Origin of the sequence: Pseudomonas sp. F9001 (assembly GCF_013385435.1) — a bacterium.
In the GTDB taxonomy this organism is placed as follows: domain Bacteria; phylum Pseudomonadota; class Gammaproteobacteria; order Pseudomonadales; family Pseudomonadaceae; genus Aquipseudomonas.
The window spans coordinates 70,719-86,318 of sequence record NZ_JACAPX010000006.1 but is presented as its reverse complement, the minus strand read 5'-3'; the positions used below and the strand labels follow the sequence as shown (position 1 = coordinate 86,318).

The 15,600-nt window shown below is 61.5% G+C and carries 17 protein-coding genes; 2 read left to right on the top strand and 15 right to left on the bottom strand.

Going from position 1 to position 15,600, the window contains the following annotated elements; genetic code table 11:
- Positions 1 to 106: 106 nt before the first annotated feature.
- The 3 genes from plsX to HX818_RS04585 are packed head-to-tail and all read right to left on the bottom strand — an operon-like array spanning position 107 to position 1,845.
- Positions 107 to 1,117 (bottom strand): phosphate acyltransferase PlsX, encoded by a 1,011-nt coding sequence (gene plsX, locus HX818_RS04595; protein WP_080673274.1) that lies wholly within the window; start codon positions 1,115 to 1,117, stop codon positions 107 to 109.
- Between the two features lie 4 nt (positions 1,118 to 1,121).
- Positions 1,122 to 1,304 carry a 50S ribosomal protein L32 gene (gene rpmF / locus HX818_RS04590; RefSeq protein WP_004371305.1) on the bottom strand — a complete coding sequence of 61 codons (183 nt, stop codon included), beginning with the start codon at positions 1,302 to 1,304 and terminating at the stop codon, positions 1,122 to 1,124.
- 13 nt (positions 1,305 to 1,317) lie between these two features.
- Positions 1,318 to 1,845, bottom strand: coding sequence for a YceD family protein (locus HX818_RS04585; RefSeq protein ID WP_004371317.1), 528 nt, complete (start codon positions 1,843 to 1,845; stop codon positions 1,318 to 1,320).
- A 105-nt stretch (positions 1,846 to 1,950) separates the two neighbouring features.
- Here HX818_RS04585 and HX818_RS04580 point away from each other — a divergent pair, with 105 nt between their 5' ends.
- On the top strand, positions 1,951 to 2,529 hold the full coding sequence (locus tag HX818_RS04580; RefSeq protein WP_008434969.1) for a nucleoside triphosphate pyrophosphatase: 579 nt from the start codon (positions 1,951 to 1,953) through the stop codon (positions 2,527 to 2,529).
- Between the two features lie 129 nt (positions 2,530 to 2,658).
- Here HX818_RS04580 and HX818_RS04575 read toward each other — a convergent pair whose 3' ends face one another.
- From HX818_RS04575 to rluC, 3 genes are read right to left on the bottom strand one after another with little or no spacing between them, the layout of a single operon-like run.
- Positions 2,659 to 3,651 carry a S49 family peptidase gene (locus tag HX818_RS04575; protein ID WP_004371321.1) on the bottom strand — a complete coding sequence of 331 codons (993 nt, stop codon included), beginning with the start codon at positions 3,649 to 3,651 and terminating at the stop codon, positions 2,659 to 2,661.
- Between the two features lie 21 nt (positions 3,652 to 3,672).
- The gene (locus HX818_RS04570) at positions 3,673 to 4,335 is read right to left on the bottom strand and encodes an HAD-IA family hydrolase (protein ID WP_177019564.1); all 663 of its coding nucleotides are present in this window, start codon (positions 4,333 to 4,335) and stop codon (positions 3,673 to 3,675) included.
- Positions 4,322 to 5,281: a 23S rRNA pseudouridine(955/2504/2580) synthase RluC gene (gene rluC / locus HX818_RS04565; RefSeq protein ID WP_004371325.1), complete on the bottom strand. Its 960-nt coding sequence runs from the start codon at positions 5,279 to 5,281 to the stop codon at positions 4,322 to 4,324. The genes HX818_RS04570 and rluC overlap by 14 nt, the downstream gene beginning before the upstream one ends.
- Before the next feature lie 747 nt (positions 5,282 to 6,028).
- Between rluC and rne the strand changes: the two genes are divergently transcribed.
- A complete protein-coding gene (gene rne, locus HX818_RS04560) occupies positions 6,029 to 9,283 on the top strand; it encodes a ribonuclease E (RefSeq protein ID WP_177019563.1) in 3,255 nt (1,084 codons plus the stop codon).
- A gap of 67 nt (positions 9,284 to 9,350) precedes the next feature.
- Here rne and HX818_RS04555 read toward each other — a convergent pair whose 3' ends face one another.
- The 9 genes from HX818_RS04555 to HX818_RS04515 form a co-directional block, all read right to left on the bottom strand.
- On the bottom strand, positions 9,351 to 9,938 hold the full coding sequence (locus HX818_RS04555; RefSeq protein ID WP_177019562.1) for an NTP transferase domain-containing protein: 588 nt from the start codon (positions 9,936 to 9,938) through the stop codon (positions 9,351 to 9,353).
- Positions 9,935 to 10,921: an XdhC family protein gene (locus tag HX818_RS04550; protein ID WP_004371334.1), complete on the bottom strand. Its 987-nt coding sequence runs from the start codon at positions 10,919 to 10,921 to the stop codon at positions 9,935 to 9,937. The genes HX818_RS04555 and HX818_RS04550 overlap by 4 nt, the downstream gene beginning before the upstream one ends.
- A gap of 150 nt (positions 10,922 to 11,071) precedes the next feature.
- Positions 11,072 to 12,091, bottom strand: coding sequence for a UDP-N-acetylmuramate dehydrogenase (gene murB, locus HX818_RS04545; RefSeq protein WP_004371335.1), 1,020 nt, complete (start codon positions 12,089 to 12,091; stop codon positions 11,072 to 11,074).
- Positions 12,088 to 12,552 (bottom strand): low molecular weight protein-tyrosine-phosphatase, encoded by a 465-nt coding sequence (locus HX818_RS04540; RefSeq protein WP_004371338.1) that lies wholly within the window; start codon positions 12,550 to 12,552, stop codon positions 12,088 to 12,090. The genes murB and HX818_RS04540 overlap by 4 nt, the downstream gene beginning before the upstream one ends.
- Complete coding sequence (gene kdsB / locus HX818_RS04535; RefSeq protein WP_008434982.1) at positions 12,552 to 13,316, bottom strand: 3-deoxy-manno-octulosonate cytidylyltransferase; 765 nt, start codon at positions 13,314 to 13,316, stop codon at positions 12,552 to 12,554. Before kdsB ends, HX818_RS04540 begins: the two co-directional genes overlap by 1 nt.
- A complete protein-coding gene (locus HX818_RS04530) occupies positions 13,313 to 13,498 on the bottom strand; it encodes a Trm112 family protein (protein ID WP_003174668.1) in 186 nt (61 codons plus the stop codon). Before HX818_RS04530 ends, kdsB begins: the two co-directional genes overlap by 4 nt.
- Before the next feature lie 24 nt (positions 13,499 to 13,522).
- Positions 13,523 to 14,533, bottom strand: a complete 1,011-nt coding sequence (gene lpxK / locus HX818_RS04525; protein ID WP_177008421.1) for a tetraacyldisaccharide 4'-kinase — start codon at positions 14,531 to 14,533, stop codon at positions 13,523 to 13,525.
- A complete protein-coding gene (locus HX818_RS04520; protein WP_004371361.1) occupies positions 14,533 to 14,961 on the bottom strand; it encodes a biopolymer transporter ExbD in 429 nt (142 codons plus the stop codon). Before HX818_RS04520 ends, lpxK begins: the two co-directional genes overlap by 1 nt.
- Positions 14,958 to 15,593 carry a MotA/TolQ/ExbB proton channel family protein gene (locus HX818_RS04515; protein ID WP_004371363.1) on the bottom strand — a complete coding sequence of 212 codons (636 nt, stop codon included), beginning with the start codon at positions 15,591 to 15,593 and terminating at the stop codon, positions 14,958 to 14,960. Before HX818_RS04515 ends, HX818_RS04520 begins: the two co-directional genes overlap by 4 nt.
- Positions 15,594 to 15,600: the final 7 nt, after the last annotated feature.

Sequence of the window (15,600 nt, the reverse complement as noted above, 5' to 3'; positions counted from 1 at the left end):
TGGTCGTCGGAAATTGGCGCCCCACACGTGGGAGCGCAAGAAACTGACAGATTGGATGGTCAATTGAACTGGCCGGTCACATTTAAGCATTTCCGGCCCGATTCGCCTAAGGCAACAGATCCTCAAGGCGGCCGTGCAAGCGTTGCGGCAAGTTTTCCTGGATCTCGATCAAGGCGCGCTGGATGGCACTTTGAAAACCCTGCACCCCCGCCGAACCATGACTTTTCACCACGATGCCCTGCAACCCGAGGAAACTCGCACCATTGTGCCGCGCCGGAGCCAGGTCAGCCTGCAAGCGCCGCATCAAGGGCAGCGCCAGGGCGCCCACCAGGCGTGACGCCAGGTTGCGCTTGAACAAGGCCTCGATGCGCGCAGCAATCATCGTCGCCAGGCCCTCGCTGGACTTGAGCAGGATATTGCCGACAAAACCGTCGCATACCACCACGTCGGCTTCGCCGCGGTACAGACCGTCACCCTCGACAAAGCCGATGTAGTTCAGGCCTCGCGCGCTTTGCAACAGCGTCGCCGCCAGCTTGACCTGCTGGTTGCCCTTGATGTCTTCGGTGCCGATATTCAGCAGCGCCACCCGAGGCCGGGCCACGCCCAGCGCTTCGGCCGCCACCGAGCCCATCAGGGCAAAGTGCAGCAGATGCTCGGCACTGCAATCGACGTTCGCCCCCAGGTCCAGCAACTGGCAATAGCCCTGCTGGGTCGGAATAGCCGCAACCATCGCCGGCCGGTCAATGCCCGGCAGGGTTTTCAGCACATGCCGGGACAACGCCATCAACGCCCCGGTATTGCCGGCACTGACACAGGCCTGGGCCTTGCCGTCGCGTACCAGCTCAAGCGCCACCCGCATCGAAGAATCAGGCTTGCCGCGCAAGGCCTGCGCAGGCTTTTCATCCATGGTGATGGTTTCGCTGGCCGGTGTAATAGTCAGGCGCGCGCGATCCACCGCCGGATGGCTGGCAATCAGTTCTTCAAGTAAGGAGGGTTGACCGACGAGGGTCAGGTGCAGCGAGGGCGTGGCAGACAGGCAAGCAATGCAGGCCTGAACAATGCTGCGGGGACCGAAGTCCCCGCCCATTGCGTCAATCGCGATGACTTGAGCAGACAAGTGATTACTCGTCAGCGCCCTTGTCGATCACTTTACGGCCACGGTATACGCCTTCTGGCGATACGTGGTGACGCAGGTGAACTTCACCGGTGGTTTTTTCTACAGACAGAGTGCTTGCCGTCAGGGCGTCGTGCGAACGACGCATGTCACGGGCAGAGCGGGATTTTTTGTTCTGCTGAACAGCCATAATTGATTAACTCCTAAACGTTTGGGTCACGCTTTAACTGCGCCAATACACTGAACGGGTTGGACCGCGTTACCTCGTCCTCGCTCGGTTCGGGCTCATCGAGACCCGCCGGCTGCTGGCATTCTTCCGGATGATGAGCAGGCACAATGGGCAAGGCGAGCAAAAGCTCCTCCTCGATCAGTGACTGCAGATCCAAAGGATCTTCGCCCAGTTCCAGCACGTCATAACCTTTCGGCAACGACTGGGTATTCGCACCCTCTTTCACCACAGCATAACTGCATTCGCTGTGGATCGGCAGGGTGACCAGCTCAAGACAACGCTGGCAAACCATTTTGACTTCGGTGTCGATAAAGCTGTGGATTACCACAGACTTACGTTCATCTCGTTCAAAAACGAATTTAGCCTGCACCGTACCGACAGTGTCGGAAAGCGGGTCGCAGAGTCTCTCCAAATCGGCCAGGAGCAGCTCACCTTGAAGGGTGGTGCCACGATCAGCCAATTTGCGCGGGTCAACGTGAGGTGGAATCGGGTCATTCAACATAGGCGCAGCATTATAGGGATGCACCCGGCCATGTCAAAGGAAATTCAGCCCTGTCCGTCACCGGGCCTCCCCGCTAGAATCCGCGACTGCCTTGAGGAGACGCCCATGCTGCCTTTATTACTCGCTTCCAGCTCGGTTTATCGCCGGGAATTGTTGAACCGCCTGCACCTGCCGTTCATCTGCAGCTCGCCGGATATCGACGAAAGCCACCGCCGGGACGAGTCCGCCGTGGAGCTGGTCAAGCGCCTGGCCGAGGAAAAGGCCCGCGCCCTGGCTGACAGCCATCCGGGCCACCTGATCATCGGCTCGGACCAGGTCGCCGCGCTCGACGGCCAGATCATCGGCAAGCCCCACACCTTCGAGAAAGCCCGTGAGCAACTGCTGGCGGCCAGCGGCAAGCGAGTCAGCTTCCTCACCGGCCTGGCTGTACTGAACAGCGCCACCGGCCATTGCCAGGTCGACTGCATCCCCTTCACCGTACACATGCGCACGCTGGACGCCGCACGCATCGAACGCTACCTGCGCATCGAGCAGCCCTACGACTGCGCTGGCAGCTTCAAGGCCGAAGGCCTGGGGGTGAGCCTGTTTCAAAGCACCGAAGGGCCAGACGCCACCAGCCTGGTCGGACTGCCGCTGATCCGACTGGTGGACATGCTACTGGCCGAAGGCGTACAGATTCCCTGAGAACACCACAAACAAATGTGGGAGCTGGCTTGCCTGCGATGCAGACACCTCGGTACATCAGTTGCACCGAGGTGATGCTATCGCAGGCAAGCCAGCTCCCACATTTTGAGCCATGTCGCGCTCAAGCTCTCAGCGCAGGGTCGGACCCTGGAAGCCCATGTATAGCGCCAGCTTCTCAGCCACGCTGGCACCCAGCTTCTTGGAGAACCGGTCAAACGGCGATTCCTGAACAGTGAAGTCCACCAGTTCTTTCTCGCCAATCACGTCCCGCGCCACCGAACTGGCACTGCCCAGGCCATCGATCAAGCCCAATGGCAGCGCTTGCTCGCCAGACCAGACCAGACCGGAGAACAGCTCCGGATGCTCCTTATCCTTGAGCCGGTCACCGCGCCCCTGCTTCACACTGGCAATGAACTGCCGATGAGTGGTATCCAGCACACCCTGCCAGAACTGGGTTTCATCCGCCTTTTGCGGCTGGAACGGGTCCAGGAACGACTTGTGCTCACCTGACGTGTAGGTACGACGCTCAACCCCGAGCTTCTCCATGGTGCCGACAAAGCCATAACCGGCCGCCGTCACACCAATCGAACCCACCAGACTGGCCTTGTCGGCGTAGATCTGGTCGGCGGCACTGGCGATGTAATAGGCACCCGAGGCACCCAGGTCGGAAATCACTGCATACAGCTTGATGTCCGGGTGCAAGGCGCGCAGGCGACGAATCTCGTCATACACATAACCCGACTGCACCGGACTGCCGCCCGGGCTGTTGATGCGCAGGATCACAGCCTTGACCTTGGAGTCCTCGAAGGCCGCCCGCAGACTGCTGACGATGTTGTCTGCACTGGCAGACTCCTTGTCGGCAATCACTCCGCGCACTTCGATCAACGCCGTGTAATGACCGCTTCGGGTGGCGCTCTTCTCCATGTCCATCAGCGGACTGAACAGCACCAGCATGCCTAACAGATAAATAAAGGTCAGAAGCTTGAAAAAGATCCCCCAACGCCGGGAGCGGCGCTGCTCCTGAACACTGGCCAGCAAGGTCTTCTCCAGCAACTTCCAGCTTCTGTCATCGCCATTGTTATCGGCATTGGCCTTCTCAGGCGCTTTCCACTCATCGGTCATGCCATCTACCCCAGCAAAGACTTAATGGGCCCGGCTGAGCCAGGCCTGCAATTCAGAAAAACGGTCAATTGTCAGGCGCGGCTCGTAGGCCTGCAACGCCTGGGCAGATTGGGCGCCGTAGCTGACCGCCACGGAGTCCATGCCAGCATTACGCGCCATCATCAGGTCGAACGACGCATCACCCACCATCAACGCCTGCCGAGGCGACACGCCACATTGAGCGAGGATCTGCTCGAGCATCAGAGGGTGGGGCTTGCTGGCGGTTTCGTCCGCCGCACGGGTGGCGTCGAAATAATCTTCCCAGCCATGAGCCTTGAGCACCCGGTCCAGGCCGCGACGGGCCTTGCCGGTCGCGACCGCAAGGTGATAACCGTCGGCGCGAAATGCTTCCATGGCCTGTGCCACGCCTTCAAATAGCGGCGAAGGCTGGGCGTCGAGCGCCATGTAGTGATCGGCGTAGTGCTGACGAAACGCTATCAGATCGTCATCACCAATCTCCGGGTAAAGGGTGCGGATCGCTTCCGGCAGGCCCAGGCCAATAATGCCCTTGACCGCCAGGTCGTCGCACAGCACATAACCGGAACGGGTCGACGCAGCGTGCATCGACTCGACAATCCGACCAATGGAATTACACAACGTGCCATCCCAGTCAAAGATCAACAGCTTGTAGTCAGGGTGCGACACTCAGGCGCTCCACGGTCTTGGCCCACATTTCATCGACAGGCGCTTGCAGCTTCAATTCGCCACCATCGGGCAGCGGCACGGTCAGCATGTAGGCGTGCAGGAACAGGCGTTTGCCACCCAGGTCGCGGATTTCCTTGGAGAAATCTTCATCGCCGTATTTGGTATCGCCGGCAATGCAGTGCCCCGCATGCAGGGTGTGCACACGAATCTGGTGGGTACGGCCAGTGACCGGCTTGGCCTCGACCATGGTGGCAAAGTCACCAAAGCGGCGCAGCACCTTGAACAGGGTCAGCGCCTCCTTGCCCTCCTCGTCCACCTCGACCATGCGCTCGCCGGAACGCAGGTTGCTCTTCTGCAACGGCGCGCGCACGCTCTTGATCGAGGTGGCCCAGTTGCCACGCACCAGCGCCATGTAGCGCTTGTCCACGCCATCACCGCGCAGGGCGGCATGCAGGTGGCGCAACATGCTGCGTTTCTTGGCGATCATCAACAGGCCGGAGGTGTCACGGTCCAGACGGTGGACCAGCTCCAGCTCCTTGGCATCCGGGCGCAACTGACGAAAGGCTTCGATCACCCCGTAGTTGAGGCCGCTGCCACCGTGAACCGCGATGCCACACGGTTTATTGATCACGATCAGTGCCTTGTCTTCGAAGACAATCGACGCTTCAAGGCGCTGCAACAGGCCCTGGGCCAGTGGGACCGGTTCGTCACGCTCAGGCACCCGCACCGGCGGCACGCGGACGATGTCGCCCGCCTGCAGCTTGTACTCGGGCTTGATCCGGCCCTTGTTCACGCGCACTTCGCCTTTACGCAAAATGCGGTAAATCAAGGTCTTGGGCACGCCTTTGAGCCTGGCAAGAAGAAAGTTGTCGATGCGTTGGCCGGCATATTCCGGCGAGACCTCGAGCAGCTGGACGCTGGGGGTCTGGGGGGCGGTAGTCGTCATGGCGGCGATGATAACAATTTTTTATGGAATTGAAGCACTTAATCATTGCTGCTATAGTCGCGAACGCCGCCAAAAGCGGCCTGGACAGAGGACTAGCGGCAAACTGCCGGCCCTGACCATCGCAATTCATCAGGACGCGAGGCCGTCCTACGGGGCTTTCGCCACCCTGGAAGGCTCGAGATTGTAACAAGCGCAGGTGACATGAGGCCTGAAGCGAGTGCAAAAAGCAGAGTGATTACTCGCCTTTTGCGCCGATATTTACGGCCAGTTCACAAAGTGCAGTCAGTCTGGAGCCAGACCACGGCGAATGCTTCGGAAACAACGCCTGTTACGAGCTGAGTGAGAGCACAATCGCCCACACCCGGTCTTGTTTAGCCATGAGCGTGGACTCCCCATTGGAGAACACGGTAAATGCCAACCCGCTGCGGATTCTGCGCGCGGCAGCACCCGAATTATCAGGGATACGTGTAGGGTGGAGATGCACAACCGTCGGACTGTGTAGCACTAGGCTTATATTTAGACGCTTCATCTCGTCCACAGTCGCCGGTTGATTCCTCCTCCTGACTGAGTGCTTAAGTCACCACAGCAAGCAGGAAGCGTACGTCGCGATACCGCCCATTTTGGCGGGTATTGCTGGACACTGGAGTGGCCAACCACTCTTGACGCACCTGACACCGACCGTGAGAAGTCGTGTGTGCCGAACGCCGTTTCCGGCAGCCCGGAAACCGACGGTACAACATGAAAAGAATGCTGATTAACGCAACTCAACCCGAAGAGTTGCGTGTTGCACTGGTAGACGGCCAACGCCTCTACGACCTGGACATCGAGTCCGGTGCACGCGAGCAAAAGAAGGCCAACATCTATAAAGGCCGGATTACTCGCATCGAACCAAGCCTTGAGGCTGCCTTTGTCGATTTCGGCTCCGAGCGCCATGGCTTCCTGCCCCTCAAAGAAATCTCCCGCGAATACTTCAAGAAATCCCCTGAAGGCCGCGTAAACATCAAGGACGTCCTGAGCGAAGGCCAGGAAGTCATCGTTCAGGTAGAAAAAGAAGAACGTGGCAACAAGGGCGCCGCCCTGACCACCTTCATCAGCCTGGCTGGCCGCTATCTGGTCCTGATGCCGAACAACCCGCGTGCCGGCGGTATCTCCCGTCGCATCGAAGGCGAAGAGCGCAACGAACTGCGTGAAGCGCTGAACGGCTTGATCGCTCCGGCCGACATGGGCCTGATCGTGCGCACTGCCGGCCTGGGCCGCAGCAGCGAAGAAATGCAGTGGGACCTCGACTACCTGCTGCAGCTGTGGACCGCTATCAAGGAAGCGTCCCTGGATCGTTCCGCGCCATTCCTGATCTACCAGGAAAGCAACGTGATCATCCGCGCCATCCGCGATTACCTGCGCCAGGACATCGGCGAAGTGCTGATCGACAGCGTCGAAGCCCAGGACGAAGCCCTGACCTTCATCCGCCAGGTGATGCCGCAGTACGCCAGCAAGATCAAGCTGTACGAAGACAGCGTTCCGCTGTTCAACCGTTTCCAGATCGAAAGCCAGATCGAAACCGCTTTCCAGCGCGTCGTCGAACTGCCTTCCGGCGGCTCCATCGTGATCGACCCGACCGAAGCCCTGGTGTCCATCGACATCAACTCGGCGCGTGCCACCAAGGGTAGCGACATCGAAGAAACCGCCCTGCAGACCAACCTGGAAGCGGCTGAAGAAATCGCCCGCCAGCTGCGCCTGCGTGACATCGGCGGCCTGATCGTGATCGACTTCATCGACATGACCCCAGCCAAGAACCAGCGCGCCGTGGAAGAGAAAGTCCGCGAATGCCTGGAAGCTGACCGTGCCCGTGTACAGGTCGGCCGCATCTCGCGCTTCGGCCTGCTGGAAATGTCCCGTCAGCGCCTGCGTCCATCCCTGGGTGAAAGCAGCGGCATCGTCTGCCCGCGTTGCAACGGCACCGGCATCATCCGTGACGTTGAATCGCTGTCGCTGGCGATCCTGCGCCTGATCGAAGAAGAAGCCCTGAAAGACCGCACTGCCGAAGTGCGCGCCCAGGTGCCGATCCCGGTCGCTGCGTTCCTGCTCAACGAAAAACGCAACTCGATCACCAAGATCGAACTGCGCACCCGTGCCCGCATCGTCATCCTGCCGAACGATCACCTCGAGACGCCCCACTTCGAAGTGCAGCGCCTGCGTGATGACAGCCCGGAAGCCCACGTCAACCAGTCCAGCTACGAAATCGCTGCTGCCGCTGCCGAAGTGGAAGAAGTCCAGCCAGCCGCTGCGACCCGCACCCTGGTTCGCCAGGAAGCCGCCGTCAAGACCGCGCCAGCCCGTGCCAACGCACCGGTTCCGGTCGAAGCTGCCGCGCCGGTTGCCGCACCAGCTGCCCTGCCTGAGCCAAGCCTGTTCAAGGGCCTGGTGAAGTCGCTGGTCAGCCTGTTCGCCACCAAGGAAGAGCCGGTGGCTCCAGTTGTGGTCGAGAAGCCTGTGACTGAACGCCCTGCACGCAATGAAGAGCGTCGCAACGGTCGCCAGCAGAGCCGCAATCGCAACGGTCGCCGTGACGAAGAGCGCAAGCCTCGTGAAGAACGTGCACCCCGCGAAGAACGCGCCCCACGTGAAGAGCGCCAACCGCGCGAAGCCCGTGAAGAAACACCAACCGTAGCCCGTGAAGAGCGTGCACCACGCGAAGAACGTGCACCGCGTGCTCCACGCGCTCCACGTGAAGACCGCAAGCCACGTGGCGAGCGTGAAGAACGCGTGCGTGAACTGCGCGAGCCGTTGGATGCCGCTCCAGCCGTAGCCGCTGCTGCTGCCACCGCTGCCACTGCTGAAGAGCGTCCAGCTCGTCAGCCGCGTGAAGAACGTGCGCCACGCCCTCCTCGTGAAGAGCGTCAACCACGTGCCGAGCAAGCGGCTCCCGCCGGTGAAGAAGAAGAGCTGCTGTCCAACGAAGACCAGCAACAGGAAGACGGCCAGGACAACGCCGAAGGCGATCGTCCACGCCGCCGCTCCCGTGGCCAGCGTCGTCGCAGCAACCGTCGTGAGCGTCAACGTGATGCCAACGGCAACGAAATCGAAGGCTCGGAAGAGACCGGCGAAGCCAACGCAGCCGCTACCGGCGAACCGACTGGCGCCGAACTGGCTGCCGGCCTGGCCGTTACCGCTGCTGTTGCCAGCTCGGTCATCAGCGCACCTGCTGAAGCCCAGGCCAACGAGCAAGCTGAAGCAGCCACCGCTGCCATCCAGGAAAACACTGTTGTAGAGACGCCAGCCGTCGAAGCGCCAGTGGTTGAAGCAACGACCCCGGTCGAAGCCCCGGTTGTTCCGGAAGTGGAAGTAGCGCCGGCTCGTCACGTTCGTGAAGTTCGCGAAGTTCGCGAGCCTCAGCCTGAAGTCGACGTGGTTGCCGAGCCTGCCGTGGTTGTTGAACAACCGCCCGTGGTTGAAGCTGCCGTTGAAGCACCGGTAGCCGAGCCAACCCCTGAAGTGCGTGAAGTTCGCGAAGAACAGACCGCCTTCCAGTGGGCTGCCGAACCTGCCCCGGTGGTTGAAGCGGTCGAAGCTCCAGCGCCTGCGCCAGTGGTCGAAGAAGCTCCAGCGCCAGTCGCTGAAGTGGTGGTCGCTGCTGAACCTGTTGCCGTTGTTGCCGAGCCTGCGCCAGTGGTTGAAGCGCCAGTGGTTGCCGAAGTGGCAGCCCCGGTGGTTGAAGCCGCTCCGGCCAGCGCCCTGACCGAAAACGGCCGTGCGCCGAACGACCCGCGTGAAGTGCGTCGTCGTCGCAAGGAAGCTGAAGCGGCCGCCGCTGCTGCCAAGGCCGCTGCCGAAGCTGCTCCTGCCGTCGCTGAAGTTGCCCAAGCAACCCCTGCTCCGGTCACCGAAGCCGTGGTTGAGCACACTGCCCCTGCCATCGACGAGAACGTACGTTCCGTCGAGGAAGTGGTAGAGCACCACCCTAAGGCCCTGGAAGAAGAGCACGAGCCTAAACCCCTCGTCTGATTCCATCGGCCACTAAAAAGCCCCGCCTGAGTGATCAGGCGGGGCTTTTTTATGCCCGTTACATCAGTTAGCGGTAGTCCAACAACCCTGGCACATCGACGTCCCACAACACACCGGGATCATCGACTACGACTTCCTGCACCGAAGCCTTGGCAAATAACGGTTTTGCTCCACGGTCTCCGGTCAGCGCGATCAAGGCCGGACCGAATGAACGGCCAAACCCCACGGGGTGCCCGTACTGACCTGCATGCACCGGGGCGCTGATACCGTCTTCCTCCAGGCCTGCCATCACTTGCTCGATACTTACCGGCAGGATAAACGGCATATCCCCCAACACCACCAGCCAACCAGCCGACGGCCCACTGGCCGCCACCGCTGCGGCGATGCTGTCACCCATGCCCGGCGAGCGCAAAAGCAATACTTCGCAACCGTGCACCTTAGCCAACCGAATCACTTCGGTGCGATCCGGTGACGTCACCAGCCAACGTCTCGTAGCCACAGGCGGCAAATTCACCAATACCTGCTCGATCACCGACCGCGTGATGCCATCCCGGCCCACGCAGGGCGCCAGCAACTTGTCCTGATCGGCACCCGCCTCGGCCCGAAAACGACTGCCCTGCCCCGCCGCCAGGATGATTACGGCGATGCCCGTCAACTGACCGCTGCCTGCAACGGCTTTTTCTGCAGCAGATCGATCCCGTTCTTGATGGCGACGATTTCAGCCATCAACGACAAGGCGATTTCCGCCGGCGTATGGCTGCCGATATGCAGGCCAATCGGCCCATGCAGCCGCGCAATGGCCTCCGCACTCAACCCCAGCGCCGCGAGGTTTTCCCGGCGCTTCTGGCTGTTGACCCGCGATCCCAGGGCGCCTATGTAGAACGCCCGGGAATTGAGGGCCGTCAGCAACGCCATGTCATCCAGGCGCGGGTCATGGGTGAGCGCGACAATGGCGGTGCGTTCATCGGTCTGGATATTCAACACCGCTTCATCCGGCATACCCGGCACAAAGCGCCCGTGCTGCTCCTCCCAGCCATAAACAAACTCCTGGCGCGGGTCGCAGATCAGCACTTCGAAATCCAGCAACCGAGCCATTTCCGCCACATAACGTGACAGCTGGCCCGCGCCGATCAGCAGAAGGCGCCAGCGCGGACCGTAAATCGCGCGCAAACGCTCGCCGTTAAAGCTGACCACATCGGTCTTGCTCGCACCGCTCAACACCACCTCGCCGGTGGCCAGGTCCAACTCACGGGCGACAATCTCGTGGGCCTCACAGCGCGCCAGCAGTTCAGCTACCCAACCCGGATCACTCACCCGCTCTTCGGTGAGACGCAAGGTGCCGCCACACGGCAGACCAAAACGCGCCGCTTCGTCCCGGGTGACACCGTAGGTGACCAGCTGCACCGGCGGCCCGTCGTCAGGCAGCCGACCGTCCTGCAACCGGGCGATCAAGTCGTCCTCGATACAGCCGCCGGACACCGAGCCAATCACCACTCCGTCGCCGCGCAAGGCCAGCATCGCCCCCGGCGGACGCGGGGCGCTGCCCCAGGTCTGGACCACGCTGTACAGCACCACTCGCTGCCCGGCGAGGCGCCATTCCAGCACGCTGCGTAATACATTCAGATCAACACTGTCCATCAGGCTTTCGCCTCCCGCCAACCTTGCAACTGATTTTGATAAACAGCATCTATGGGTTGATCAAAAATATCGGTAGTCAGCTAAGTTAACTCACCGGCAATAAAAAAGCCCTGCAATGCAGGGCTTGGTGCGTCAAAAAACAAGCTTAGTTCAATAGCGATTCGGCTCCATTTCCAGCACCACCTTGAAGCGCTTTTCGATGTCCTGCTGGATACGCAGCGCGAGCCCGGCAATGTCCTGGCCGCTGGCCGCGCCGTAGTTCACCAATACCAGCGCCTGCAATCGATGCACGCCGGCATCGCCATCGCGAAAGCCTTTCCAGCCGGCCTTGTCGATCAGCCAGCCGGCGGCCAGTTTCATCTGCCCGTCGGCCTGGGGGTAAGCCACCAGGTCCGGGTATTGACGCTGCAACTCGGCAGCCAGTGCCTGGGACACCAGAGGGTTCTTGAAGAAACTCCCCGCATTGCCGAGCACCGCCGGGTCGGGCAGTTTCTCGCTACGAATGCTGCAAATCGCGCGGCTGACATCGCTGGGCGTGGCCTGCGCGATGCCTTGCTCGGTCAGGCGCTGTCGCACCGGCCCGTATTCAAGTTTCAGATGCACGGCGCGGCTCAGGGCAAAACGCACCCGCAGGATCAGCCAGCGCCCCACTTCGTGCTTGAACAGGCTGTCGCGGTAGGCAAAGTTGCACTCGGCCAGGCTGAAATCCCGCAGTTCGCCGGTCTGGCGATCAAGGGCGGTCAGGCCGCTGAATACATCCTTGATCTCTACACCGTAGGCGCCGATGTTCTGCATCGGTGCGGCGCCGACCGTGCCGGGAATCAGGCTGAGGTTTTCCAGGCCGGAAAAGCCCTGGGCCAGGGTCCACAGCACAAACGGATGCCACGCTTCGCCCGCTTCGGCCTCAACCACGACCTGCACGCCATCGTCGTGCAACACCCGGATGCCCTGGCTGGCCATGCGCAGCACCAGTGCGTCAATATCCTGGGTCAACAGCAAGTTGCTGCCGCCGCCAATCACCAGCAACGGCAGTTGTTGCTCGGCGGCACAGGCCAGGGCCTCACGCACGTCGGCGTCATTGTGGGCCTCGGCAAACAGCCGGGCACGCACGTCGATACCAAAGCTGTTGAACGGCTTGAGCGAAACCTGTGCCCGTACCTGCAAAGTCATAACCGGCCCTTCAATTCAATCACCAACAGGTCACAGGCGCGCTCGATCAGGTCGAGGACAGTTTCAAAGCCCTGGTCACCTTCGTAGTACGGGTCCGGCACTTCATCCACCACCGAGTCGTAGCGGCGCAGGAACAGGTCCAGGTCCGCCTTGCCCTGAGCCGGCTGCATGGCCTTGAGGTTGCGCAGGTTGCTCTGGTCCATGGCGAGGATCAGGTCGTAGCGGGAAAAGTCGGCACGCGACACCTGTTGTGCACGCTGGGCCGACAGGTCGTAGCCGCGTTGCAGCGCTGCACGCTGGCTGCGCTTGTCCGGTGGGTTGCCGACGTGCCAATCACCGGTACCGGCAGAGGCCACTTCAACCTGATCGGCCAGGCCGGCTTCGCGCAATTTGTGGCGCAGAACGCCTTCTGCCGTGGGCGAACGGCAGATGTTGCCCAGGCAGACGAACAGAACCTGCATCAGGCCCCCAGAAGGCGACGGACGCGCTCGAGGTCTTCAGGGGTGTCGACGCCCGCCGGCGGCGCTTCCAGGGCATCGCCCACATGAATGCGCACGCCGTGCCACAGGGCACGCAGTTGTTCCAGGGATTCGGTATTTTCCAGCCAGCACGGGCCCCAGCTCACGAAGTCGTGCAGGAAACCGGCGCGGTAGGCGTAGATGCCGATGTGGCGACGGTACGGCACGCCAGCCGGCAGCACGTCAGGCTGTTTGGCGAAAGCATCCCGCGCCCACGGCAAGGTGGAGCGGCTGAAGGTCAGCGCCAGGCCATTGATGTCGCTGACCACTTTCACCACGTTGGGGTTGAACAGGGTCTCGATGTCTTCAATCGGCTCGGCCAGGGTCGCCATGCGCGCTTCGCCATGGGCTGCCAGGTTGGCCGCCACCTGATCGATCACGCTGGGCGGAATCAACGGCTCGTCGCCTTGCACGTTGACCACGATGGCGTCCGCCGCCAGGCCCAGCTTGGTGGCCACTTCGGCCAGGCGGTCGGTACCGGAGTTGTGGTCTTCACGGGTCAGCACCGCTTCGGCACCAAAGCCTTTGCAGGCCTCGATGATGCGCGGATCGTCGGTGGCCACCACTACCCTTTCGGCGCTGCTTTTGCAGGCCTGTTCCCACACCAGCTGGATCATCGGCTTGTTGCCGATCAGTTGCAGCGGCTTGCCGGGCAGGCGGGTGGAGGCGTAGCGGGACGGGATGACAACGGTGAAGGCGGTGGTCATTTATCCAGGCGCTCGTCGGTGGTCAGGGTGCGGGCTTCGCTTTCGAGCATTACCGGAATGCCATCACGAATCGGGTACGCCAGGCCGGCGCCCTTGCTGATCAGCTCGGTTTTGTCGGCGCTGAGCTTGAGCGGCCCCTTGCAGATCGGGCAAGCGAGGATATCGAGCAGTTTGGTGTCCATGAGTATGTCCTGGAGAGCAGCGTTTTAAGGCAAAAGGCGAGCGGGCAGCAAGCGCATCAACTGCGTGTCGAACCAGGCGATAAACGCCGGTGACGGTGCCGCGTCCACCGCAAGGTACCACCAGTCGGGCCTGGCAAAGGCGCGGCACTTCACCGCGTCCTTTTCAGTCATGACCAACGGCAGTGCCGGTGTGAAATTCAAGACCTCGGCGCTGTACGGCGCGTGGTCGGCAAAAGCATGGGGTATTGGGCGCCAGTGTAGCGTTTCAAGGGTATTGAAGAAACGTTGCGGGTTGCCGATGCCGGCCACCGCATGTACCTGCTGCCCCACCGGGAAGTGTTCGACGGGTTTACGCTCGCCGGTATGCAGGTTGACCAGCGCGGCAGGCAACAGACGGAAGGCAAAGCCGTCGTCACGGTCAGAACCTGCGCCGTTGTAAAGCAGCGCATCGACGCTCTGCAAACGCTCGACCGGCTCACGCAACGGCCCCGCCGGCAGGCAGCGACGGTTACCCAGCCCGCGGGCGGCGTCAATCAGCACCAGTTCCAGATCACGGGCCAGGCGGTAATGTTGCAGGCCGTCGTCGGAGAGGATCAGGTCGAGGGTTTCGCTGGCCAACAGCGCCTTCACGGCGCGGCTGCGGTCGGGGTCGATCATCAGCGGCACGCCGCTGCGCTGCACGATCAGCAAGGGTTCGTCCCCCGCCACCGCAGCGGTTTGATCGGCCTCTACGCGCCATGGAAACTGTGGCGGCTTGGCGCCATAACCGCGGCTGACCACACCGACGCGCAAACCACTGCGCTGGCAATGGTCGATCAGCCAGAGAATCATGGGCGTCTTGCCGGTGCCACCCACCGTGATATTGCCTACCACCACGACCGGCACCGGCGACTGATAGATCTCGCCCTCGCCCGCCAGGAACCGTGCGCGCTTGCGCTGCACCACCCGACGATAGAGGGATTCCAGCGGCTGCAATAACGCAAGTGCAGGATGGCCTTCGTACCAGGCCTTGAGCAAACGATCAGTCATGGCCATCAGGGTTGGCTCGCCGCCTCGACGGTGGTCATGCGCAAATGGCTGAAGCCGAGCTTGCCGGCAGCGTCCATCGCCGTGATCACGGCCTGGTGCTTGGTGTTGCCATCGGCGCTGATGGACAGTGGCAAGTTAGTGTCGCCACCGGACTCCTTCTGCAGTGCTTCCATCAGGCTGGCCAGGTCGTTTTTCTCCAGCAACTGGTTATTCACCGAGAACACGCCATCGGCGCTGATGGCGATGTCCAGTTGCTTGGCCTGCTGGTCTTCCGCCGGCGAACCGCTGACGGCTTCCGGCAGGTCGACGCGCAGCTGGGTTTCCCGGGTAAAGGTGGTGGTGACGACAAAAAACAGCAGCAGGATAAACACCACGTCGATCAACGACGCCAGGTTGATATCGACGTTTTCCCGTTGCTTGCGACGAAATTTCACGCGTTGCCCTCAACCAGGTCCACGTCACGGTCGCCCTGTACCACTTCCACCAGCTTGATGGCTTCCTGCTCCATGCCCACCACCAGTTCGTCGATGCGCCGTTGCAGGAAACGGTGGAAGAACACCGAAGGAATACCGACCATCAGGCCCGCCGCCGTGGTGATCAAGGCCTTGGAAATACCACCGGCCAGCACTGCGGCGTTGGTGGTCATGCCCGACCCCATGAATGAGCTGAAAATATCGATCATGCCCAGCACCGTACCGAGCAGGCCGAGCAACGGTGCCATGGCGGCGATGGTGCCCAGGGCATTGATGTAGCGCTCCAGCTCATGGATGACCCGGGCGGCGGCCTCTTCGATGCACTCCTTCATGATCTCGCGACCGTGCTTGGAGTTGGCGAGGCCGGCGGCGAGGATTTCACCCAGGGGCGAGTTGGCGCGCAGTTCCTTGAGCTTTGTCTTGTCGAGCTGCTTGTTCTTGATCCAGCCCCAGACCTGGCCCAGCAGGTGGTCAGGCGTTACACGGCTGGCACGCAGGGTCCATAGGCGTTCGGCGATGATGCCGAGTGCGGCGATGGAACTCAAAATGATCGGCAACATCATCCAGCCGCCGGATTTGACCAATTCCCACACAGTGAAT

Excerpts from the sequence above, each read along its gene's own strand:
- rluC (WP_004371325.1), bottom strand. The coding sequence starts at position 5,281 with ATGACGACTACCGCCCCCCAGACCCCCAGCGTCCAGCTGCTCGAGGTC.
- HX818_RS04550 (WP_004371334.1), bottom strand. The coding sequence starts at position 10,921 with ATGGACAGTGTTGATCTGAATGTATTACGCAGCGTGCTGGAATGGCGC.
- HX818_RS04540 (WP_004371338.1), bottom strand. The coding sequence starts at position 12,552 with ATGCAGGTTCTGTTCGTCTGCCTGGGCAACATCTGCCGTTCGCCCACG.
- HX818_RS04575 (WP_004371321.1), bottom strand. The coding sequence starts at position 3,651 with ATGACCGATGAGTGGAAAGCGCCTGAGAAGGCCAATGCCGATAACAAT.
- HX818_RS04530 (WP_003174668.1), bottom strand. The coding sequence starts at position 13,498 with ATGGACACCAAACTGCTCGATATCCTCGCTTGCCCGATCTGCAAGGGG.
- lpxK (WP_177008421.1), bottom strand. The coding sequence starts at position 14,533 with ATGGCCATGACTGATCGTTTGCTCAAGGCCTGGTACGAAGGCCATCCT.
- rpmF (WP_004371305.1), bottom strand. The coding sequence starts at position 1,304 with ATGGCTGTTCAGCAGAACAAAAAATCCCGCTCTGCCCGTGACATGCGT.
- HX818_RS04585 (WP_004371317.1), bottom strand. The coding sequence starts at position 1,845 with ATGTTGAATGACCCGATTCCACCTCACGTTGACCCGCGCAAATTGGCT.
- rne (WP_177019563.1), top strand. The coding sequence starts at position 6,029 with ATGCTGATTAACGCAACTCAACCCGAAGAGTTGCGTGTTGCACTGGTA.
- murB (WP_004371335.1), bottom strand. The coding sequence starts at position 12,091 with ATGACTTTGCAGGTACGGGCACAGGTTTCGCTCAAGCCGTTCAACAGC.
- HX818_RS04580 (WP_008434969.1), top strand. The coding sequence starts at position 1,951 with ATGCTGCCTTTATTACTCGCTTCCAGCTCGGTTTATCGCCGGGAATTG.
- kdsB (WP_008434982.1), bottom strand. The coding sequence starts at position 13,316 with ATGACCACCGCCTTCACCGTTGTCATCCCGTCCCGCTACGCCTCCACC.